This window comes from Allobosea sp. LjRoot90 (genome assembly GCF_964254315.1).
In the GTDB taxonomy this organism is placed as follows: Bacteria; Pseudomonadota; Alphaproteobacteria; order Rhizobiales; family Beijerinckiaceae; genus Allobosea.
The window spans coordinates 133,212-154,506 of record NZ_CAXUTF020000003.1; the positions used below are offsets into that span (position 1 = coordinate 133,212).

The following is a 21,295-nucleotide window of genomic DNA, read 5'->3' on the forward strand; positions in this document are numbered from 1 at the left end:
ATCAGTTTTGCAGGGGCGAGCGCGACAGCGGCCGCGGCACCGACTGGATGTCGAGCGGCGGCGGCAGCGGCGGAGCCTCCCCGCGCGGTCTGACATACGGATCGCCCGGAATATAGGAGGGCGGCGCTCCCTGCAGGATCATCGGCCCGGGCCGTCCTTCGATCGCGGCCCGGATCGCAGCCTGCCTCGCCCGCTCGTCGGCTTCGGCCCTGCGCCTGTCTTCATCCGCCCGGCGTCGTTCCTCTTCGACCCGGCGCGCGTCCTCCAGCCGTTTTGCAGCCTCGAGCTTGCGAGCCTCCTCGGCAACACGCGCCTCTTCCAGCCTGCGGGCGATCTCCGCCCTGCGGGCTTCCTCGACTTGCCTCGCCTCTTCTGCACGCCGTGCGATCTCGGCCTTGCGGACTTCCTCGGCGATCCTGGCTTCCTCAGCCTTGCGCGCTACTTCCGCCCTGCGTGCCTCTTCGGCGAGCCTAGCTTCCTCAGCCTTGCGCACTTCCTCGGTCCGCTTCTCCTCGGCGATGCGGCGCTCCTCCTCGGCCTTCAGGAACTCAGCCAATTTGCGCTCGTTCTCGCGCAGCTCGCGCTCGGCCCGCAGGCGTCGGACGTTCATCGCCCGCTCGCGCTGGTCCGCCTCGAAGGCCTCGACCCGTTCGATCTCGCGCGCCAGCGCCCGCGCCGCCACCACATTGGAAAGCGCCCCGACATCGGTCTCGCGCTTGGGCGCCTCGAGCGGCCCGCGCCAGGCGACGCCGACCTGCGGCAACTGCTCCGGCCAGCCCTTCGGCGCCACGCCGAGCGGGCGGAGATTCAGGCGTAGATCGGTCGTCATCGCCCGCCAGTCGACCAGTCCCGTGGCCTCGGCCCGGAGGCCGGCACGCTCGACAGAGACGGGCGAGACACGCAGCACGCCGGCGGCCTGGGTGAAGGGAATGGTGACGTCGCCAAGCGGCCAGTTCGCCTTCTCCAGAGCCGCGCCGATCCGGTCCTGCAGACGGTCCGTCTCGCTCTCGGACGCATCCTCGCCCGTCGCGGCGATCACCTTGGAGATCGCTGAGGGATCGAAGCGCGCCATGCCGGCGCCAGAGACGCTGATCGAGCCGGCGCCGCCGAGCGCCGCGATCAGGCGCGCCGGGCTCTCGCCGGAGCCGCCGGCCTCGAAGCTGCCCGAGAGCTTGCCGGTGAGCGCGCCTTTGGTCAGCGCAGAAAGGTCGAGCCCGGCTAGGCCGAGTTTGCCGGCGACCTGCGCCAATCCACCTTCCCGGCGCAGCGTGAGCCGCCCGCTGACCTCGCCACCGGCATGGCTGCCGCGGAGATTGTCGAGCGTGAGCCCATCGAGCCCTGCGGAGAAGTCGAGGCGAGCCTTGGATAGCGCAATTTTGTCGGTCAGCTCGAGCCGATCGGCGCCGACGGCAAGCCTGATCTCACCCAAGGTTGTCCCACCCTGGAAGCGGCTCGGCGACCACTGACTGCCGCTAACCGGCTGGGCCTGGCCGAGCACAACCGCAAGCACCGGCTGCAAGGCGAGCGACGGCAGATCGAGCCTCCCGCCGATGCCACGCTCGGCCGAGAAGCTCAGCGCGCCGCGCGCCGCCTTGCCGCCGGCATTGACGACGAGATCATCAAGCCTCGCGTCCTCGCCGAAAGAGACGCGCCCATGCGCGTCGAGCACCCCGTCCGGAACGAGCCGCGCCAGCCCCTCCGGCAACACCTGCCCTGGCCCGTCGGCCTGGAGGCTCAGCCGCGCAGCATCGCCTGCGCCTTCGAGCACGAGCATCAGCCCCGGCCCGGAGAGCGAGCCGACCGGCCCGGCGGCACCGAAGCCGAGCGTAAGCTCGCCCGGTCCGCCCCGCGCCGGGCGCGGCAGCCCGAGGGCGGCGAAGGCGCGGCGACGGTCGTCGAGCGAAAGTTTTACATCGCCGCCGCTCCACTGGCCGGCTGCGTCGAGCTTACCGTTGAGTGAGAGCCGGCCGGCCTGGGCCGAGCCCTCGGCGATGACGCTGGTTTCTCCGTTCGAGGCGCGTGCCAGCTTGAAGCCGGTATCGATGCCGGCAAGCCCATCCTCGATCCGCGGCAGCACGCGCCGCAGCCCTTCCGGCAGCAAGGGGCCGGCCAGCGCCGTCAGCGCCGCAAAACGCGGCGCGCGCACCCGCCCGGCGATCTCGCCGCCGCCCGGCAGCAACGCGCCTTCGCCTTCGACCTTGACGCCGCCGAAGCCGTCGACAGCCAGGCGGCTGAGGCGCCAGTCGGCACCTTGCCGGGTCAGCGCGAGCCGGGCCGAACCCGGTGGGGCCGACAGGTAGCGCAGGCCATTCAGAGTGAGATCAAGCGAAAGGTCGCGCCGGCCGGTGAGCGCATTCAGGCTGTCGCCTGGCGGCAAGGTCGACAGGTCGAGCCCGTTCAGGGTCAACTTGGCGTCAAGTCGGCTTGGCGTGATCGCGCCGGAGCCTTCGAGGCGCGGGCCCGAGCCCGCCCGCGCAGTCAGCCGCGTAACCGCGAGTTGCTCATTGCTCCAGTCCAGCACGGCCGTGCCGTCGAAGCTGCGCAGGGCTGCGAAGCTGTCGGCCAGCCCGGCCTCGACACCCAGCCGCGCCAGGGCAAGAGCGGCCCGGCGCGCATCCGGCGCCTTCGCCTCGACCGTGCCGTGAAAACCCTGGCCGTCGAGCGCGCCACGCGCATCGAGGACGGCATTGGCGATCCTGACCGTGGCGCTCCCCGCATCGAGCCCGTCGCGATCGAGCTTGCCGCGCAGGGCAAAGCCGCTGAAATCCTCGCCGCGCCAGGCGATCTGATCGAGCTCGAGCGAAAAATCGACCTGTCCCGGCAGCGCCTGCAGAGCGCGCTGATAGCCCGGCCGCTGGGCAAGCGCCTCGATCAGCGCATCCGCATCGAGCCGGCGCGCCTTGAGCTGGACGCTGCCGGTGCTGTCAACCGGATTGAACGAGCCTTCGCCTTCCAGGCGCGCGGCACCGCCAGCGATGTCGACGGCAAGGCCGGCGAAGTCGAGACGCCGGCTGTCGCCGCTCACCCGTCCCGCCAGGCTAACGGCTCCGCCGGGCGCCATCGTAAAACCGCCTTCGAGCCCGGGCCGGACACGCCCCTCGGTCGCCCCGAGGATCAGCGAACCGTCGAAGCCGAACTGCGCCTGCTCGCCGGTGACCGACACCTTGGTACGCAACCGCCCATCGGCCTCGACCGCGCCGGTGACGAAGCGCACGGACGAGCCGGCAATCTCGCCTTCGACCCGCCAGGGTCCATGCAGGCTGACGGCAGAGACATCGACCGAGATCGGCGCCAGCGTCTGTGCAGCCTTGCCGGGTTCGCGCCAAATCACGGCCGCCCGCCGGATCGCGAGGCGGTCGATCGCCGTTTCGCTCGGCAGGCCTGTCCCCTGTCGCACCGGCAGGGCAATCGCGCCGGTCTCGTCGGCGATGAGGCTGAGCGTCAGCCCGTCGGCCTCGGCCTCGACCAGCCTGAATTCGCCGCGTGCCAATGGCGCCAGAGCGAGCTCGGCCGTCAGTGTCTCGATGGTTGCCCCGCTCGCCCCGGCTTCGCCGGAGCCGAGGCGCACCTGGCCCAGCACCAGTCGCGGCGACGGCAACAGCCGCAGCCCGATCTCACCGGCGACGCGCGTCTCCACGCCGAGCGCGGCGCCGATGCGCTGCTCGAAATGGGGCCTGTACTCGCGCCAGTCGACGAAGCCCGGCCCCACCAGCGCAGCCAGCAACGCCGCGACGAGCAGCCCGGCCATGAAGGTCAGGGCCTCACGCACGCTCTTGCATCAATCCTCGAAATGTCGACGGCGCGATCATGCACGCAAGTCGCGGCAGGATCACGACATTCTTGTGGGTAATACCGCTCGACAACGCGGTTGGATGTCACAAGGCGATGATCTTGCCCGGATTGAGGATGTTCTGCGGGTCGAGCGAGCGTTTGATCAGCCGCATCACCGCGAGCGCGGCGGGACTGTGCTCGATCTCGAGGTACTTCATCTTCTTCTGGCCGACGCCGTGCTCGCCGGTGCAGGTCCCGCCCATGGCGAGCGCCCGCTTGACCAGCCTGTCGATGAAGGCCTCGCAGCGCGCGATCTCGTCGGGATCGGCGAGATCGACCAGCGGCTGGGTATGGAAATTGCCGTCGCCGACATGGCCGACGATCGGCGCGATCAGCCCGGAAGCCTCGATGTCGCGCTTGGTCTCGTCGACGCACTCCGCCAGCCGCGAGATCGGCACGCAGACATCGGTCGCGACCGATTCCGCACCGGGGCGCAGCGCCCGCGCCGCCCAATAAGCGTCGTGCCGGGCCTGCCACAGCTTGGAACGGTCCTCCGGCCTGGTCGCCCAGTCGAACGCGCCGCCGCCGAACTCGGCCGCGATCTCGCCGAAGCGCTCGGCCTGTTCCTTCACGCCCTCTTCCGAGCCGTGGAACTCGACGAACAGCATCGTCGTCTCGGGGAGCCCGAGCTTGGAGTGCAGGTTGACGCCGCGCATCATCACATCGTCGACCAGCTCGATCCGCGCGACCGGCAGGCCGGACTGGATCGTCATGATCGTCGCATCGCAGGCCGCCTTCACCGAAGGGAACGCGCAGACGCCGGCCGAGACCGCCTCGGGGATGCCGTGCAGCTTCAGCGTCACCTCGGTGATGATGCCGAGCGTGCCTTCCGAGCCGACGAGAAGGCGCGTGAGATCATAGCCGGCCGAGGATTTGCGCGCCCGGCTCGCCGTCTTGACGATGGCGCCATCGGCCATCACCGCAGTCAACGCGATGACATTGTCCTTCATCGTGCCATAGCGCACGGCATTGGTGCCAGAAGCGCGCGTCGCCGCCATGCCGCCGATCGAGGCATCGGCGCCGGGATCGATCGGAAAGAACAGGCCCTGGTCGCGCAGATGCTCGTTCAGCTCCTTGCGGGTCACGCCGGCCTCGACCGTGCAGTCGAGGTCTTCCGCATGCACCGCGACAACCCGCTTCATCTGGCTCATGTCGATGCAGACGCCGCCGAAAGGCGCATTCACATGCCCCTCCAGCGACGTCCCCGTGCCGAAAGCGATGACGGGAACCCCATATCCGGCGCAGAGTTTCACGATCGAGGCCACCTCTTCGGTACTCTCGGGATAAACCACCGCATCCGGCGGCTGGTTCGGGATCCAGGTCAGCGTGTGGCCATGCTGCTGCCGAACCGCGAGGCTGGTGACCAGCCGGTTGCCTAACAGCGCCGCCAGCTCCCGCGTCACCGCGGCAACCGCCTGCGGCGAAGGCGGCAGCTCTGCAGCACGAGCAGGGGTGGGCTGAGGCACGGAAGCGGTAGAAGGCATTGTCATGGCTGGAGAACTTCGCCTAGTCTGGAATGGTTCGGCCTATGAAGCGGCGGCTCGTGTTGTTTTCACGCGCCGCGCCCGCGCCGGCAAGAGGCGGCGGCGCAGAGCTGCCCACGCATTGACGAGACAAAAGGACGAAAGGAGGCGCCGATGCCGGACAAAATTCGCACGACCGCCCTGTTCTTCGCTCCCTTCGTTTCGTCTCCGATGCGGGTCGAACCGCAATGGATCGACTATAACGGCCACCTCAACATGGCCTATTACCATGTCCTGTTCGATCGCGCCGTCGACGAGGTCTTCTCACTGGTTGGCCTCAACCAGGACTATGTCGAGACCCGCAAGGCCTCATTCTTCTCGGCCGAATGCCATGTGCTCTACAAACGCGAGCTGACAGCCAGCGACCTCGTACGCGTCACCGCGCAACTCATCGCCTTCGACGACAAGCGGCTGCACTACTATCTCGAAATGCGCCATGCCAGCGAAGGCTGGCTCGCCGCGACCTCCGAGAACCTGTCCCTGCATGTCGACATGACCGATCGCAAGGTCACGCCCTTCCCGGCCGACATCCTCGCCAATCTCGCGATCATGAAGGCGGCGCATGCGCAGATGCCTCGCCCGGCAACGGTAGGCCGGATGATCGGCATGCCGGAGAAGAGCGCGATCACGCTCGGCTCACCGGAGGCCGAGCACGAGACCGAGACGCGGCACTAGGCCGGATCTGCAATCCCGCCCTGTCCGCCAGTGAACCTAGCGCTGCGGATAGATCGTCTCGCCGCGCTTGAGCATCTCGACGAAGGCCACGATCTTCTTCCTTCTCCCGGCTTCCGTCTTGAGATTGTGGACACGAAACGCCAGGGCAAAGCGGTTCTGTCCGCTCAGCTTCGACAGCATCTCCCGGGCCAGGGGCTCTGCGTCGATCGCAGCCTGGAGATCGTCAGGGATCTTCATGTTCCGGCCAGCGCCATAAGCGCGCGCCCATCGGCCATCGGCCTTGGCTGCATCGACCTGCACCAGGCCGTGGCTGGTCATCCGCTTCTCAGTAATCAGGCGCGCGACATTGTCGACATTGATCTGGCTCCAGATGCTTCTGGCGCCCCTCGGGCTGTAGCGCTGCAGAAAGCTGCGCTCGTCGAGGCCCTTTCTGACGCCGTCGATCCAGCCCCAGCACAGCACGACGTCGATCGCCTCCTTGGGCGTGATCGAGCGCAGGCCGGACGAGAGTTTGTGGATCTTGATCCAGATTTCGTCCGCCTGGTCGTGGTTGCTGCCAAGCCAGTCGTAAAAGCTTGAGGCATCCTCGAATTCCCGGACCTTTTCAGGATCGATCTTCACCGGCGCCATCATCGCTCCAAAATTCACGGTCTGACCGGAAGGCCGAATGACCCTCTAGGCGTCAAACTGGTTGGCTCATGTCAGCACTCAGCTTCCGGCGGGATCAGGGGTCGGATCGCTTTCTGAAAAGCGTCGAGACCGCTGGACCGAGACTAACCAATCACTCGTCGTCGTCCGGTATCTTCAGCAGGTGGCCGCAGGCCTTGCAGTGCACGGCATCGGGTTCGTGGCGCTGCAGCGCGCATTGCGGACAGGGAAAGGTCACCTTGTGCGGCCGGAACACCGCCTGCGCCAGCCGCACGAACAGCGAGATGCCGATGATCATCACCACGATCGAGGTCAGCTTGCCGGCGATGCCCGGCAAAGTGATGTCGCCGAAGCCGGTGGTCGTCACCGTCGCGACGGTGAAGTAGAGCGCCTCGACATAGCCTTCCAGCCCGGGCCGGCTCATGAAGAAGAAGGTGTAGACGAAACCGCTGACGACGAAGAGGAAGGTCGCGAGGTTGACCAGAGCCTTGGCGACGTCTTCCCAGTCGCGGAAACGCGTTTGCCGCAGCTGCGCCCAGATCAATCCGCGCCGCGACAACGACCAGAGCCGAAGGATGCGCAGGAAGCCGAAATTTTCCAGCCATTGCGGCGCCAGCAGAGTCGCCAGGATGAAGAGGTCGAGCAGCATGGTGGGCTGGCGCAGCAGCCGCAGCATGTTCGAGGAGGCGAGGAAGCGCGCCGCGATCTCGGCTGTGACGATCGCCGCCACCGTGTAGTCGAGCCAGAGGAAAGCCGATTGGTCGCGAAGCAGCGGCGTGGCGATGAAGAAGCCGATGATCAGCAGGTCGACGATCAGCGTCGCGACCTGGAAGCGCAGCGCCGCCGGAGTTCGTCCGTGATAAAGCTGCCGCAGCCGGTCGCGTAGGCTCGGCAGTTCGTCCTCGGCCTTATCGCCGGCAGCGCGCTCGCTCATGCTTTCGCGTAGCAGCGCGGCGACGCCGACGTCCAGCCCCTGCCCCTAAGCCGGCCTGGTCGCCACGGCCTGCACGCTATAGCCGCCGAACAGCCGCGTTGTGCCGCCGATGACGCCGGTCTCGGCGCAGAGATCGGTCACGACCGCCTCGAGATCCTTGCGCGGCGTGACGTGGAACAGCGCCAGCCAGCGGTTCAGCACCGCCCTGAATGGCGCGGGCAGATGCGCCTGATCGCCGAAATCGACGATGTGCAGCGAGCCCCCCGGCGCGACGACACGCATCGCCTGCGCGAGCGCCTCGCGCCAGGGCGGGATCATCGAGAGCGCATAGGAGACCACCACCCGCTCGAAGCCGGTGCGGCCGAACAATGCCTGCGGGTCGAAACTGGTCGCGTCGGCCTGCGCCAGCGTGATCCGGTCGGCGAGCCCGGCCTTGGCGACTTGCTCGCGCGCCGTCCGCAGCATCTCCTCGGAGACATCGAGCCCGTAGCAGAGCGTATGGGGGTAGCGCTGGGCGATCTTGATCAGGTTGCGCCCGGTGCCACAGCCGATCTCCAGTACGGTCCCGCCCGGCGGCGGCTTAAGCTCCGCGATCAATCCATCGCGCCCGAGCAGGTAGAACTTCCGGGTCGCGTCGTAGATGTGCCGCTGGAAGCGGTACATCCGGTCCATCAGACCGGCAGCCTCCGACCCGCTATCGACGGCACTCACGCGGTCGCCCTGCGCACATAAAGATGGAAGCCGCCGTAGATCGAGGAGCGGTCGCGCGTGCCGAGTTCGCGGCTGCGCGCCTCGTCGTAATGCCATTGCGACAGGATCGCCTCCGGCACCCGGCCGGGCAGCAGCCGCTCATCGGCGGCAGTGCGGAAAATGACGCGCGCACCGGGCGCGGCGCTGCGCGTGATCTGCGTCCACAAAGCCGTCAGCTCGGCGTCGTTCATCCAGTCCTGCGCATCGAGCAGCACGAAGCCGTTGCAGCTCTCGGCCGGCTGCTTTTCGAGGAAGGCGGTGATCGCGCTCTGATGATAGGCCACGCGGCCGGCGCGGGCCCGCACCGTCTCAAAATTCCCTTGCTCCAGATAGGGCGGCACCGCCGCATCCGGCTCCGGCCCGTAGCCGCGGCCGAAGGCCTGCCAAGCGAAGTAGTTGCTTTTCAGGTCGAAGCCGCAAGCCAGCCGCTCCAGCCGGTGGCGCAACACGGCTCTGATGCCGGCATCGTCATCGGCGGCCAGCGCCTTGTACTGCGCCGGCGGGATGCCGAGTCCGTAGAGCGAGGCCGGCTGGCGCACCAGCCAGCGCACCAGCTTCTTGTCGAAGACCGGCGCCAGATGCTGCTCGAACAGAGCCCGCTGCTCGTCCATCGTCTTCGCCTGCAGCATGACCCGCGGGTCGCAGCCGAGCTGGCGCCCAAGGAAATGCCCCGTCCCGATGAAGCGGCCGAGCAGGCCGTAGCGGTAGAAATTGCGGGCGAACAGCTCGATCCGGCGCCGGCCGACGAGATTGCGCCCGTTCCAATAGGCCCGGCTGACGGCATCGAGGCGCGGCGCGATCAATTGGTCATAGGTCTCGACATTGGCCTTCGACTGCGCCTGCCCGAAGAAGCGGCGGAAAATCGCGTGATCGTCGATCTCGCGCAGCGCCGCGAGCTTGAGATGGCCAAGGGCGATATGGGCGCCGTTGAGGTCGATCGCGCTGATCTTGGCGGGATCGGCGGTGAGGTAGGAGAGGATGTTGCAGGAGCCGGACGCGATGGCGACGAGATGGTCGTCCGGCTGCAGCGCCAGTGCCTCCATGTCGACGACCGGGTCTTCCCAGATCTGCGGATAGACCAGGCCGGAGAAGGCGAGCGTGAACATCCGTTCGAGCAGGCCGGCACGCGAGAGAGGCTTGCTACGGTGGACGGCAGTGGTCAGGCCGAGATTGGTCGTGCGCTTCACCGCGCGGATGGTCTGCGTCACGAGGCCCTCGTCTGCGCCCGTTGCGATGGCGAGCCGACTAGAGGAGTCGCGTGACGGTTGGGTGACGCGGGAACCGGCTCGGAGAAGAGGCTGGTCGCGGCAGAACGCAAACGTGAAACAGACCGCGTTGCATGAGGCTGAAATCAGGAAGACAAATCCCCATATCTCGCGCGACAATCCCGACAAGACAGCACGGAAAGGAACCTCGCATGGGCCTGATGGACCTGTTTGCAAAAACCGGAAAGCCGGAGCGCGACTTCCCCTTCCAGCTCAGCGATGCTGAATGGCGCGCGAAGCTGACCCCGGAGCAGTACCAAGTGCTGCGCGGCCATGGCACCGAGCGGGCCGGCTCCTGTGCGCTGAACTTCGAGAAGCGCGCCGGCACCTTCTCCTGCGCCGGTTGCGGCCAGAAGCTGTTCCGGTCGCACAAGAAGTTCGAGAGCGGCACCGGCTGGCCGAGCTTCGACCAACCATTGGAAGGCGCGGTCGAGGAGAGCGAGGACGGCAGCTTCGGCATGCGGCGGGTCGAGGTCCACTGCGCCAATTGCGGCGGCCATCTCGGCCACGTCTTCCCCGACGGCCCACCGCCCTCCGGCCTGCGCTACTGCATCAACGGCGTGGCGATGGATTTCGAGGCGGAAGCAGGCTGACGCCCGCACCCGTCATTCCGGGGCAGGCCGAAGGCCTGAGCCCGGAACCCATGAACATGACGACTTTCGAGCAAGCGCGACATCGCAGCGCCCTCGTGACAGCGGCAGTGTTCATGGGTTCCGGGCTCGCCGCTGCGCGGCGCCCCGGAATGACGATGCGCCTACTAAACCTCCGGCACGGCCCTTCTCGCCAGCGTCGCCGCATCGACCGCCAGCGGCAGGTCGCCGAAATGGCCGGACCAGTGCCCGCCGAGCCGCGTCGCGACGAAGGCATCCGCCACCGCATGCGGCGCGTGGCGGATCAGCAGTGCGCCCTGCAGCATCAGCGCCAGCCGCTCGGTCAGCAAGCGCGCCTGGCCCTCATGGCGGATGAGCTCGTGCAGGTCGTTGTCCAGCGCCTGCAAGGCCGCATCGTAGCGCCGGTCCTGGCCGGAGACGGCGTGCAGTTCGGCGCGCAACGCCTGCAGGGAGCCCGGCTCGCGCTCGAGCGAACGCAGCACGTCGAGGCAGATGACGTTGCCCGAACCTTCCCAGACCGAGTTCAATGGCGCCTCGCGATAGTGCCGCGCCATCGGGTTCTCCTCGATGAAGCCGTTGCCACCATGGCATTCCAGCGCCTCGACCACGACCGCCGGCGTGCGCTTCGCCACCCAGTATTTCGCCAGCGGCGCGCCGATCCGCGCCAGCAGCTTCTCGCTCTCCGACTGCTCCTGCCGGTCGACGGCGGCGAAGAGCCGGAAGGCGAGCCAGGCCGCGGCCTCCGCCTCGATGGCGAGGTCGGCGAGGACGTTCTGCATGATCGGCTGGTCGATCAGCTGGCGCTGGAAGGCAGTGCGGTGCTGGGCGTGATGGCCGGCGAGCATCACAGCCTGCCGCATCAGCCCGGCCGAGGCGGCGGCGATGTCGAGCCGCGTATTGTGGTTCATCGACAGGCCGGTGCGCAGGCCCCTGCCGGGATCGCCGAGCATATGGCCGATCGCACCCCGGAACTCGACCTCCGAGGAGGCGTTCGAACGGTTGCCGCATTTGTCCTTGAGGCGCTGGATCGCGATGCCGTTGCGCTCGCCATCCGGCCGCCAGCCCGGCACGACGAAGCAGGAGATGCCCTCCTCATTGCGCGCCAGCGTCAGGAAGAGGTCGGAATGCGGCACCGAGAAGAACCATTTCTGCCCGTGCAGCGAATAGGTGCCGTCGCGATTGTCATAAGCGATGGTCTGGGTCTGGCGCAGATCCGAGCCGCCTTGTGTCTCGGTCATCGCCATGCCGACGGTCGCGCCCGTCTTGCCCGCCACCGGCCCCTGGCGCTTGTCGTAAGTCTTCGAGGAGATCAGCGCGCCCCATTCGGCCCAGCGCGCCCGATCTTGCTTAAGCACGGGGATCGCCGAATAGGTCATCGAGATCGGGCAGCAGATGCCGCTCTCGCAGCCATACCAGAGATATTGCAGGGCGGCCCGCGCCACCTGCGCCCCCGGCCCCGGCCGGTTCCAGGCGAGCGCATGCGTCTCCTGGCCGATGGCGCGGGCCATCAGCGCGTGCCAGGCAGGATGGAACTCGATCTCATCGAGCCGGTTGCCGAAGCGGTCATGGCTGCGCAATTCCGGCCCATGCCGGTTGGCGAGGCGCGCCATCTCGATCGTCTCGGCCGCGCCGACGGTCCGCCCCGCCTCGTGCAGCCGCTCATCGGCCCAACCCGCATCAAAGGCGGCGATCGCCGCCTTCAGCACCGGATCGGCGGCATAAGCGTCGTAGTCCTGCAGCGGCGGCACCTGGTTGGTGACCTGATGGGCGTGCGACGCCTGGGCCATGACCTTCCCTTCCGATCCGCGAACCGCCTCGTCATTAACCACCAGCCTATGCCGGCAACTCGCAATTGCGAACCTGCCCGATTGCCGCCCGAGTTCTCCCGGTACTTCGCCCCGCGCGCCGCGACCGGCGCGGGCCTATGGAGAGCCTTCACGTGCTGCGAAGCGTCCTGAGTACCCTGGTCATCGCTCTTACCGCCGGCATCGGCATTGCCACCGTCCCGGCGCAAGCCCAGACCCAACCCGCTGCGAAGATACAGCCTGCTGAAGGCCGTCCCTATGAGATCGCCGACAGCGAGGTCTGGGACGTGCCCGATCCGGTTTCGCGCCGCGGCTATCAGGTCTTCGTCGCCCTGCCGCCGTCCTATGGAAAGGAGCCGCAACGGAAATATCCCGTGCTTTACGTGACCGACGCCGACTACGCTTTCCCGCTCATCCGCCAGATCAGCCGCCGCCTGAACCTCGACGGCCCCAAGGTCGAGGAATTCATCCTCGTCGGCCTGTCCTACGCCAAGGGCGAGGACGGCATGGTCAGCCGCCGACGCGACTACACCCCGACGCCGAAGGGAGCCGGCGACGCCGCTCATGGCAAGGCGGCGGCCTACCAGGCCTATCTGCGCGACCAGGTGAAGCCGTTCATCGCGCAGCGCTACCGCACCGATCCGACGCGCAGCCTCTTTCTCGGCCATTCCTATGGCGCGCTGCTCGGCGCGCAAATCCTCTTCACCGAGCCCGGCCTGTTCAGCAGTTACATCCTCGGCAGCCCGTCTTTCTGGTTCGCCAAAGAGCATTATCGCGAGCTCGAGTCGGGCTACGCCGCGCGCAGCAAGGACCTGCCGGCCAGGGTCTTTCTCTATGTCGGCGAATACGAGACCGTCCGCAAAGGCGATCCGCGCTTCAACAAGACCGCCGACATGGTCGGCGACAACCACGCCTTCGAGAAGGCGCTGAAGGACCGGAAATACCCGGGCCTGAGCGTGAAATCAGTCGTCCTCAACGATGAGGATCATCTCACCGTTGCGCCGCGTGGCTTCACTCAGGGCCTGCGATATCTGCTGCCAGCGCGCTGACGCGGCTGGGTTTACAGTGACCTGCTCGCCGTCGCGGAAAACCATCCGCGACGGCGAGCAATCCGTCACGCCTGCCCCTATATTGACCGTGAACGAATCACGATCACGCAAGCAGATCCCTTGTCCGACCACACCACCTCGGCCCCCCTGCCCCGCCCCGGCGGCCTCGCATCGCGCGCGGCGGCGCAGCCGGCGGCCGGCTATCTCCAGGGCTTGAACCCGGAGCAGCGCCTGGCGGTCGAGGCGACCGATGGCCCCGTGCTGGTTCTGGCCGGCGCCGGCACCGGCAAGACCCGCGTGCTCACCACCCGCATCGCCCATCTGATCGCGACCAATCGCGCCTTCCCCTCGCAGATCCTGTCGGTGACCTTCACCAACAAGGCGGCGCGCGAGATGAAGGAGCGTGTCGCCCATCTGGTCGGCCCGGTCGCCGAGGGCATGCCCTGGCTCGGCACTTTCCACTCGATCTCGGCCAAGCTGCTGCGCCGCCATGCCGAGCTGCTCGACCTGCGCTCCGACTTCACCATCCTCGACACCGACGACCAGATCCGCCTGATGAAGCAGGTGATCCAGTTGGAAGGAATCGACGAGAAGCGCTGGCCCGGCCGCATGCTGGCCGGCTTCATCGACTCCTGGAAGAACCGCGGCCTTGCACCCAAGGACGTGCCGCCGGGCGAGGCCGGCGTCTTCGCCAGCGGCAAGGGCGGCAAGCTTTATGAGGCTTATCAAACACGCCTGAAGACGCTGAACGCCGTCGATTTCGGCGACCTCCTGCTGCATTGCCTGACGCTGTTCCGCGAGCATCCGGACGTGCTGGCGAGCTATCACGAGCGCTTCCGCTACATCCTCGTCGACGAGTACCAGGACACCAACGTCGCCCAGTATCTCTGGCTGCGCCTGCTCGCCCAGGGCCGGCGCAACATCGCCTGCGTCGGCGACGACGACCAGTCGATCTATGGCTGGCGCGGCGCCGAGGTCGACAACATCCTGCGCTTCGAGCACGATTTCCCGGGCGCGACCGTGGTCCGGCTCGAACGCAACTACCGCTCGACCGGCCATATCCTCGCCACCGCCTCGAAACTGATCGCCCGCAATGAGGGCCGCCTCGGCAAGACTCTGCGCACCGAGGACGAGCCCGGCGAGAAGGTCACTATCACCGGCGCCTGGGACAGCCAGGAGGAGGCCCGCCTGATCTCCGATGAGATCGAGGCGATGCAGTCCAAGGGCGAGAACCTTTCCGAGGTCGCCATTCTCGTCCGCATCTCCGCGCAGATGCGCGAGATCGAGGAGCGCTTCGTCCATGTCGGCGTGCCCTATCGCGTCATCGGCGGCCCGCGCTTCTACGAGCGGGCCGAGATCCGCGACGCCATGGCCTATCTGCGCTGTGTGGTCTCACCGACCGACGACCTCGCCTTCGAGCGCATCGTCAACGTGCCCAAGCGCGGGCTGGGCGACGCAACGATCCAGATCCTGCACAATTACGCCCGCGCCGCGCAGCTCTCGCTGCTGCAGGCGGCCCGCGTCGTGGTCGAGAGCGACGAGCTGAAGCCCAAGGCCCGCACCTCCTTGCGCGAACTGGTCGAGGCCTTCGCCCGCTGGAGCGCCCGCGCCGAGGCGATGCCGCAGGGCGAGCTCGCCGAACTGGTGCTGGAGGAGAGCGGCTACACCGAGATGTGGCAGAAGGACCGCTCCGCCGATGCCGCCGGACGACTGGAGAACCTGAAGGAGCTGGTCCGTTCGCTCGACGAGTTCCCCGACCTGCCGGCCTTCCTCGAGCACGTCTCGCTGGTGATGGACGCGGATAGCGGCGATGGCGGCGCCCGCGTCTCGATCATGACGCTGCACGCCGCCAAGGGGCTGGAATTCGACACCGTCTTCCTGCCCGGCTGGGAGGAAGGGCTGTTCCCGAGCCAGCGCGCTCTCGACGAGAACGGCCGCGCCGGGCTCGAGGAAGAGCGCCGCCTCGCCCATGTCGGCCTGACCCGCGCCCGCAAGCGGCTGAAACTCTTCTTTGCCTCGAACCGGCGCATCCACGGCCTTTGGCAATCGAACCTGCCCTCGCGCTTCATCGACGAACTGCCGGAGGACCATGTCGAGGTCGTCCAGGCCGCGTCGACCTATAGCCAGGGCGGCTATGGCGCCTCGCGCTTCGAGCGCATGGAAAGCTTCGGCTCGTCATACCAGACGCCGGGCTGGCAGCGGGCGCAGGAAAACAAGGCCAAATTCAATTCGGGCGGCGGCTCCGGCTTCTCCGACGCCGGCCAGCGCGGCTTCGGCCAGGGGACCGGCTTCGGCAGCCGCCAGCGCGGCGCCATGCTGATCGAGGGCGAGCTGACGGCAAAGTCGACCGGCACCTCCGCCTTCGACCCCGGCGCCCGCGTCTTCCACGTCAAGTTCGGCCCCGGCTCGGTCGCGAGCGTCGACGGCAACAAGCTGACCGTCGATTTCGACAAGGCCGGCAGGAAAATGGTGCTGGACAGCTTCGTCCAGAAGTCGGGCTAGCGAGCCTTCACCTCACAATGAGGATCATCCCGGACAAGCGGCGATAGCCGCGCAGATCCGGGATCCATTCCGGAGCATTTCCGGGAATGGCTCAGGCATGGGTCCCGGGTCTACGCTGCGCTCCGCCCGGGACGACAACGGACTATTGTGACCATGCGGTTTGGCTGTGGTAATTCGGAGCCGAGAGGTCACCGTGCACCACAAACGCAAACGTCCGAAGAGCGCCCGCGCCGGCTGCTTGCTTTGCAAGCCACACAAGGCGAACGGCTGCTGTGCCGATCACAAGAACATGCAGCACGGCAATCGCCGCCGCTGTGAAGGCGGTCGCGACCAGTTGCGCTGCGAGGGACTCGCTGTCCGCTGATCCAGCCCGTCATGCTCGCCCTTGTGGCGAGCATCCACGTCTTGAACACCGCCCTGGCCGAAGGAAGGCGTGGATGGTCGGGACAAGCCCGACCATGACGGAAAGGGCAGCGTTCAAGATATCGGACTAATCGAAGACGCCCCTACCCCTCCTCCCGCTCCCGAAACGCCTTCCGCGCCGCCGAGACCTCGGCGTAGTAGATCTCGGCCCAGCTCCAGACGCCGCAGAAGGCGGCGCTGAGCTCGCAGCCGAGATCGGTCAGCGTGTAATCGACATGCGGCGGGATCACCGGATGAACGGTGCGGATGACGAGCCCGTCGCGCTCCATCTCGCGCAATGTCTTGGTCAGCATCTTCTGGCTGATGCCGCGGACGGCGCGCCCGACCTCGGTGAAGCGCAGCGTGCCGCGCTCCTCCAGCGCCTCCAGCACCAGCATCGTCCATTTGTCGGCCACTTGCGCGATGACCTGGCGCACCAGCGACTCGACCGCGGGCGACACCGGCGGGATTTCCTCGCTGCGCTTGTGCATCACCGCCATGGCCTCGCGGATCGCATGCATTCCTACACTCTCCTTTTGGTGCGTATCGAACTTTCGGGCGCCTTCTTTCCAATGAAGAGTATCGACGCCAGCTGATGCTCCGCAACCAGGAAAGGGATTTGCGATGAACATCAGCGGCAACACCATCCTGATCACCGGCGGCGGCTCCGGCATCGGCCGCGCGCTCGCCGAGGCCTTCCACAAGGCCGGCAACCAGGTGATCATCTCCGGCCGTCGTGAGGCGCGGCTTCACGAGGTGACGAACGCCAATCCGGGCATGGAAGCGCTCCTGCTCGACATCCAGGACAAGGACGACGTCGCAGCCTTCGCCCGGCAGGCGATCGAGAGCTTTCCGGAGCTCAACGTCGTCATCCACAATGCCGGTATCATGCGCAGCGAGGCTGTCGCCGCCGGCGATTTCCTCGGCACGGCCGAGGAGACGATCGCGACCAACCTGCTCGGCCCGATCCGGCTGACCGCCGCCCTGCTGCCGCACCTTCAGACCCGATCGCATGCGGCGATCGTCACCGTCTCATCCGGTCTCGCCTTCGTACCCTTGGCGACGACGCCGACCTACAGCGCCACCAAGTCGGCGATCCATGCCTGGTCGATGGCGCTGCGCGAGCAGCTCAAGCAGACCTCGGTCGAGGTCATCGAGATCGCCCCGCCTTACGTCCAGACCGAACTGCTCGGCCCGCAGCAGGCGATCGATCCCATGGCGATGCCGCTACAGGAGTTCATCGCCGAGGTCATGGCGCTGCTCGCAAGCAAGCCGGAATCCGGCGAGATCATCGTCGAGCGCTGCAAGCCGCTGCGCTTCGCCGCCGAGAACGGCCAGATCGCCGCGATCTTCGCCCAGCTGAACGCACAGCACGGCTGAGCGCCGGCCGTCATTGCGAGCGTAAGCGAAGCAATCCAGGGGACATAGAGCTCTGCCGCCCCTGGATTGCTTCGTCGCTCCGCTCCTCGCAAAGACGAGGCGAGCGAATGACAATCCTCATGGGCCCTGCTAATTCCCCGCCATGCGCGAAGGCCTTCTGCCATCGACGGTCGCGACCGTCCTCGAACTTGAAACCAGCGGCGACAAGGCGCGAGCCCTGACCGAGCTGCTCGGCGAGGTCTTCGACCCGACCGAGACCGCCGTCTCGGCCTTCGAGGTCGAGACCGGCGTCACCACGCTCTCGCTCAACGCCCCGTGGAAGGTCGAGATCTACTTCGCGACACACCCGGACGAGGACGCGGTGCGCGACATGCTGCGCCCGATCGTCGGCAACAGCATCGATTCCACGCCCTTCACCACGGTCAACCAAAAGGACTGGGTCGCCACCAGCCTCGAAGGCCTGCAGCCCGTGCGGGCCGGCCGCGTCCTCGTCCACGGCTCGCATGATCGCGAAGCGGTACGCATCAACGATGTCGCCATCGAGATCGCGGCGGCACTCGCCTTCGGCACCGGCCATCACGGCACCACGGCCGGCTGCCTGCTCGCGCTCGACGCCGAATTGAAGAAGCGCCGGCCGAGAAACGCCATCGATGTCGGCACCGGTACGGGCATCCTGGCGCTGGCGCTCGCCAAGCAGGTCAAGCGCAAGGTCGTCGCCGGCGACATCGACGCGATCGCGATCGAGGTCTCAGCTCACAATGCAAGGATCAACCACGCGCCCCAGGCGCTCGACCTTTATGTCGCCCCTGGCCTGCGCCACGCCAAGGCGAACCGCTCGCGCCATTTCGACCTGATCTTCGCCAACATCCTCGCCGGTCCGCTGCGCAAGCTCGCGCCTGCGATCGCCCGCGCGCTGTCGAACGACGGCACGGTGATCCTCTCGGGATTGCTGGAGATGGACGTCGCCGGCGTGGTCTCGGCCTATCGCCATCAGGGGCTGGCGCTGGCGCGGCGCACCTCGCGCGAAGGCTGGGCGACTTTGGTCATGAAAAGAGGCGGCGCAGCCGTCAGGCCGCGCCGCCTCTACTAGGCCCTACGCTTTGAATAACGGCGAGCAGGGATTCGTCGTCAGGCCGGGTCGAATGACGTGGCGTGCGAGAACCGGAGCGGAGCGGACATTAAGTCCGTGAGCACCGGAAGCGCAGAACGCCGCGTCAGGCGGCCGGCATGGCGGCGAAGCTCGCCGCCGGATCAGAAGCCGAGATGGCCGTACTTCTCTTCGGCCTGCGCCTGCATGGCGCGGGCATCGTGCCAGACGGCGGCGGCGAACTTGGCGGCGTCGACGACGGCGTCATATGCGTGCTTGACGATGGCGATCATGATTTTGGTTCCTTTTCCGATGCGCGCGGCGCTTTTGGCTGTCTGCGGCGCTTGAAGTTCAGCGGTTGAAGGGCAGCTCGGCGTCGCTTTTCAGCGTCGTCGCCGGGAAGCCGCCGAGCACCAGCTCGCTCTCGCGCACCAGATAGCTGTGGGCGCGCAACTCGCGCAGGGCCGAACGGCGGCGGCTCTCGATCATCGCGGCATAGAGGCGCTGCCAGAAGCCCTGGCCGGCGGTCTTGGTTTCCGTCGCTTCGGCGCGGGTCGCGGCCGGAAGGACGTCGGTGGAATTCAGCACATAAGTCATAGGGTCTCTCCTCAGATCACGAAGGACAGTCCCGGTCGCTTCCTCGTTCTCTTATGCGACTAAAGTGGGCCGTCTTCGCACTTGCGAGAAGATACGTTCGCATATGCACAACATGCAAAAAACGCATGACGAAAACAGAAATCCGTTAACGACTGCGCACATCGCATAACCAAGAGGCAATCCGCTCAAATGCGAGCCAATGCGCGCCTGCTTCGAAAGCAGGGGCGAAACGGCAGTTTTGCACTGGCCTTTCAGGGGCACCGAGGCGAGCATGGCCGAAATCCAGCCTCAGAGCCTGACATGACCGAATCGCGATCCAAAGCCGCCTGCCGCTTCCAGTCCTTCTCCGAGCCGAGCGATCCGTCGCAGGTTGCGCCACGCGTCGCAGCCTTGCGCGCCGCACTGGCGAAACAGGGCCTCGACGGCTTCATCATCCCGCGCGCCGATGAGCACCAGGGCGAATATGTCCCCGCCCATATGGCGCGCCTTGCCTGGCTCACCGGCTTCACCGGCTCGGCCGGCAACGCCATCGTGCTCGCCGACAAGGCGGCGCTGATCGTCGACGGCCGCTACACCATCCAGTCGGCGGCGCAGACCGATGCGGCGGTGGTAACGCCGACCAAGATGGAAGAAACCCCGCTCGACAAATGGGTCGAGGCCAATCTGTCGGCCGGCGGCAAGCTCGGCTACGATCCCTGGCTCCATACCGTCGACGGCGTCGCCAAGCTGGAGAAGGCGGTCGCCGCGGCCGGCGGCGTGCTCGTGCCGGTGACGCCGAACCCGATCGATGCGCTCTGGAGCAACCGCCCTGCCCCTCCGACCGCCCCAGTCAAGGCGCATCCGGCCGCCTATGCCGGCGAGAGCAGCGCCGACAAGCTCGCCCGCATCCAGCAGGAACTCGCCAAGGCCAAGGTCGATGCGCTCGTTCTCTCGGATCCGCACGCGCTGGCCTGGGTCTTCAACATCCGCGGCGGCGATGTCGAGCACACGCCGCTGCCGCTCGGCTATGCGATCGTGCCGCGCGAAGGCCGGCCGACCGTCTTCCTCGCGCCGGAGAAGATCACCAACGAGGCCGGCGACGCCATCGGCGCACTCGGCGAGATCGCTCCGCCACAGGCATTAGAGCAACAGCTCAAGGCGCTCGGTGCGGCCAAGGCCAAGGTCAGGCTCGACTCCAGCACCGCCGCTGCCGCGCTCGCCACGCTGATCCAGGATGCCGGCGGCACGCCAGACGCCGGCGCCGACCCGATTGCCCTGATGAAGGCGAAGAAGAACGAGGCAGAGCTGAACGGCAGCCGGCGAGCGCATTTGCGCGACGGCGCGGCGATCGTCCGCTTCCTGTCCTGGCTGGCGCGCGAGGCGCCCAAGGGCGGGCTGACCGAGATCGACGCCGTCGCCGCGCTGGAGGCCGAGCGGCTGAAGACCGGTGAATTGCGCGACGTCTCCTTCACCACCATCGCTGGCGCCGGCCCGAATGCGGCGCTGCCGCATTACCGCGTCACCGAAGCGAGCAACCGCCGGATCGAGCCAGGCATCTTCCTGGTCGATTCCGGCGGGCAATACGAAGACGGCACCACCGACATCACCCGGACCATGGCGGTCGGCGAGCCGACGGCGGAGATGCGCGACCGCTACACCCGCGTGCTCAAGGGCCATCTCGCGATCTCGCGCGCGGTCTTCCCGAAGGGCACCTCGGGCTCCCAGCTCGACGCCTTCGCCCGCGCCCCGCTCTGGCAGGCCGGGCTCGATTTCGACCACGGCACCGGCCATGGCGTCGGCAGCTATCTGTCGGTGCACGAGGGGCCGCAGCGCCTCTCCAAGCTCGGCATCACGCCGCTCGAGCCCGGCATGATCCTCTCGAACGAGCCCGGCTACTACAAGGAGGGCGCTTACGGCATCCGCATCGAAAACCTGATCATCGTCGAGGAGCGTCAGATCGCCGGTGCCGAGCGCACCATGTACGGCTTCGAGACCGTGACCTGGTGCCCCTATGAGCAGGCGCTGATCGACCTCTCGTTGCTCGATGAGGGCGAGATCGCCTGGATCAACGCCTATCACGCGCAGGTCTGGAGCAACCTCGCGCCATTGGTCGAGGGCGAGGCGAAAGCTTGGCTGGAGCAGGCGTGTTTGCCGTTGTGAATCTCTCGCTCCACCGAGAGGATTGAGAAAAGTAGCGTTACCTTCTCGCCATGGTCGGGCTTGCTGGCCGAAAACCGCTTTCAAGGCGACCATGGCA

Annotated in this window: 17 protein-coding genes; 7 read left to right on the forward strand and 10 right to left on the reverse strand. The window is 67.1% G+C overall.

Annotation, left to right across the window (positions count from 1 at the left end):
* Window position 1: 1 nt before the first annotated feature.
* Together ACSQ3M_RS12665 and ACSQ3M_RS12670 are read right to left on the reverse strand one after the other, a co-directional pair.
* On the reverse strand, window positions 2-3,769 hold the full coding sequence (locus ACSQ3M_RS12665) for an AsmA family protein (RefSeq protein ID WP_436150443.1): 3,768 nt from the start codon (window positions 3,767-3,769) through the stop codon (window positions 2-4).
* A gap of 106 nt (window positions 3,770-3,875) precedes the next feature.
* Complete coding sequence (locus ACSQ3M_RS12670) at window positions 3,876-5,315, reverse strand: FAD-binding oxidoreductase (RefSeq protein WP_436150957.1); 1,440 nt, start codon at window positions 5,313-5,315, stop codon at window positions 3,876-3,878.
* Between the two features lie 153 nt (window positions 5,316-5,468).
* Between ACSQ3M_RS12670 and ACSQ3M_RS12675 the strand changes: the two genes are divergently transcribed.
* Window positions 5,469-6,029, forward strand: coding sequence for a thioesterase family protein (locus ACSQ3M_RS12675; protein WP_436150444.1), 561 nt, complete (start codon window positions 5,469-5,471; stop codon window positions 6,027-6,029).
* A gap of 36 nt (window positions 6,030-6,065) precedes the next feature.
* Here ACSQ3M_RS12675 and ACSQ3M_RS12680 read toward each other — a convergent pair whose 3' ends face one another.
* The 4 genes from ACSQ3M_RS12680 to ACSQ3M_RS12695 all read right to left on the reverse strand — a co-directional run bounded on the left by ACSQ3M_RS12680 (window position 6,066) and on the right by ACSQ3M_RS12695 (window position 9,569).
* Window positions 6,066-6,659: a YdeI/OmpD-associated family protein gene (locus ACSQ3M_RS12680; RefSeq protein ID WP_436150445.1), complete on the reverse strand. Its 594-nt coding sequence runs from the start codon at window positions 6,657-6,659 to the stop codon at window positions 6,066-6,068.
* Between the two features lie 151 nt (window positions 6,660-6,810).
* Entirely contained in the window at window positions 6,811-7,611 is an 801-nt protein-coding gene (locus ACSQ3M_RS12685; RefSeq protein WP_436150446.1) for a potassium channel family protein, read from the reverse strand.
* A gap of 45 nt (window positions 7,612-7,656) precedes the next feature.
* Complete coding sequence (locus ACSQ3M_RS12690) at window positions 7,657-8,322, reverse strand: class I SAM-dependent methyltransferase (RefSeq protein ID WP_436150447.1); 666 nt, start codon at window positions 8,320-8,322, stop codon at window positions 7,657-7,659.
* Window positions 8,319-9,569, reverse strand: coding sequence for a DUF3419 family protein (locus ACSQ3M_RS12695; protein WP_436150448.1), 1,251 nt, complete (start codon window positions 9,567-9,569; stop codon window positions 8,319-8,321). The genes ACSQ3M_RS12690 and ACSQ3M_RS12695 overlap by 4 nt, the downstream gene beginning before the upstream one ends.
* Before the next feature lie 218 nt (window positions 9,570-9,787).
* Between ACSQ3M_RS12695 and msrB the strand changes: the two genes are divergently transcribed.
* Window positions 9,788-10,219, forward strand: coding sequence for a peptide-methionine (R)-S-oxide reductase MsrB (msrB, locus tag ACSQ3M_RS12700; protein WP_436150958.1), 432 nt, complete (start codon window positions 9,788-9,790; stop codon window positions 10,217-10,219).
* Window positions 10,220-10,383: 164 nt separating this feature from the next.
* Here msrB and ACSQ3M_RS12705 read toward each other — a convergent pair whose 3' ends face one another.
* Entirely contained in the window at window positions 10,384-12,024 is a 1,641-nt protein-coding gene (locus ACSQ3M_RS12705) for an acyl-CoA dehydrogenase family protein (protein WP_436150449.1), read from the reverse strand.
* Window positions 12,025-12,176: 152 nt separating this feature from the next.
* Here ACSQ3M_RS12705 and ACSQ3M_RS12710 point away from each other — a divergent pair, with 152 nt between their 5' ends.
* The gene (locus tag ACSQ3M_RS12710) at window positions 12,177-13,091 is read left to right on the forward strand and encodes an alpha/beta hydrolase (protein WP_436150450.1); all 915 of its coding nucleotides are present in this window, start codon (window positions 12,177-12,179) and stop codon (window positions 13,089-13,091) included.
* Window positions 13,092-13,211: 120 nt separating this feature from the next.
* Window positions 13,212-15,593: a UvrD-helicase domain-containing protein gene (locus ACSQ3M_RS12715; protein WP_436150451.1), complete on the forward strand. Its 2,382-nt coding sequence runs from the start codon at window positions 13,212-13,214 to the stop codon at window positions 15,591-15,593.
* A 506-nt stretch (window positions 15,594-16,099) separates the two neighbouring features.
* Here ACSQ3M_RS12715 and ACSQ3M_RS12720 read toward each other — a convergent pair.
* Window positions 16,100-16,516, reverse strand: a complete 417-nt coding sequence (locus ACSQ3M_RS12720) for a winged helix-turn-helix transcriptional regulator (protein WP_436150452.1) — start codon at window positions 16,514-16,516, stop codon at window positions 16,100-16,102.
* Window positions 16,517-16,619: 103 nt separating this feature from the next.
* Here ACSQ3M_RS12720 and ACSQ3M_RS12725 point away from each other — a divergent pair, with 103 nt between their 5' ends.
* Both ACSQ3M_RS12725 and ACSQ3M_RS12730 read left to right on the forward strand, forming a co-directional pair.
* Entirely contained in the window at window positions 16,620-17,375 is a 756-nt protein-coding gene (locus tag ACSQ3M_RS12725) for an SDR family oxidoreductase (RefSeq protein WP_436150453.1), read from the forward strand.
* Window positions 17,376-17,517: 142 nt separating this feature from the next.
* Window positions 17,518-18,465 carry a 50S ribosomal protein L11 methyltransferase gene (locus ACSQ3M_RS12730; RefSeq protein WP_436150454.1) on the forward strand — a complete coding sequence of 316 codons (948 nt, stop codon included), beginning with the start codon at window positions 17,518-17,520 and terminating at the stop codon, window positions 18,463-18,465.
* 161 nt (window positions 18,466-18,626) lie between these two features.
* Here ACSQ3M_RS12730 and ACSQ3M_RS12735 read toward each other — a convergent pair whose 3' ends face one another.
* Together ACSQ3M_RS12735 and ACSQ3M_RS12740 are read right to left on the reverse strand one after the other, a co-directional pair.
* Window positions 18,627-18,755 (reverse strand): hypothetical protein, encoded by a 129-nt coding sequence (locus tag ACSQ3M_RS12735; protein WP_257791805.1) that lies wholly within the window; start codon window positions 18,753-18,755, stop codon window positions 18,627-18,629.
* 58 nt (window positions 18,756-18,813) lie between these two features.
* Window positions 18,814-19,059 carry a hypothetical protein gene (locus ACSQ3M_RS12740; protein WP_129157094.1) on the reverse strand — a complete coding sequence of 82 codons (246 nt, stop codon included), beginning with the start codon at window positions 19,057-19,059 and terminating at the stop codon, window positions 18,814-18,816.
* Window positions 19,060-19,359: 300 nt separating this feature from the next.
* Here ACSQ3M_RS12740 and ACSQ3M_RS12745 point away from each other — a divergent pair, with 300 nt between their 5' ends.
* Entirely contained in the window at window positions 19,360-21,198 is a 1,839-nt protein-coding gene (locus ACSQ3M_RS12745) for an aminopeptidase P family protein (protein WP_436150455.1), read from the forward strand.
* Window positions 21,199-21,295: the final 97 nt, after the last annotated feature.

Bases quoted from the DNA above. Each gene is read 5' to 3' on its own strand.
- ACSQ3M_RS12670 (WP_436150957.1), bottom strand. From the start codon at position 5,315: ATGCCTTCTACCGCTTCCGTGCCTCAGCCCACCCCTGCTCGTGCTGCA.
- ACSQ3M_RS12675 (WP_436150444.1), top strand. From the start codon at position 5,469: ATGCCGGACAAAATTCGCACGACCGCCCTGTTCTTCGCTCCCTTCGTT.
- ACSQ3M_RS12680 (WP_436150445.1), bottom strand. From the start codon at position 6,659: ATGGCGCCGGTGAAGATCGATCCTGAAAAGGTCCGGGAATTCGAGGAT.
- ACSQ3M_RS12685 (WP_436150446.1), bottom strand. From the start codon at position 7,611: ATGAGCGAGCGCGCTGCCGGCGATAAGGCCGAGGACGAACTGCCGAGC.
- msrB (WP_436150958.1), top strand. From the start codon at position 9,788: ATGGACCTGTTTGCAAAAACCGGAAAGCCGGAGCGCGACTTCCCCTTC.
- ACSQ3M_RS12705 (WP_436150449.1), bottom strand. From the start codon at position 12,024: ATGGCCCAGGCGTCGCACGCCCATCAGGTCACCAACCAGGTGCCGCCG.
- ACSQ3M_RS12720 (WP_436150452.1), bottom strand. From the start codon at position 16,516: ATGCATGCGATCCGCGAGGCCATGGCGGTGATGCACAAGCGCAGCGAG.
- ACSQ3M_RS12725 (WP_436150453.1), top strand. From the start codon at position 16,620: ATGAACATCAGCGGCAACACCATCCTGATCACCGGCGGCGGCTCCGGC.
- ACSQ3M_RS12730 (WP_436150454.1), top strand. From the start codon at position 17,518: ATGCGCGAAGGCCTTCTGCCATCGACGGTCGCGACCGTCCTCGAACTT.
- ACSQ3M_RS12735 (WP_257791805.1), bottom strand. From the start codon at position 18,755: ATGATCGCCATCGTCAAGCACGCATATGACGCCGTCGTCGACGCCGCC.
- ACSQ3M_RS12740 (WP_129157094.1), bottom strand. From the start codon at position 19,059: ATGACTTATGTGCTGAATTCCACCGACGTCCTTCCGGCCGCGACCCGC.
- ACSQ3M_RS12745 (WP_436150455.1), top strand. From the start codon at position 19,360: ATGACCGAATCGCGATCCAAAGCCGCCTGCCGCTTCCAGTCCTTCTCC.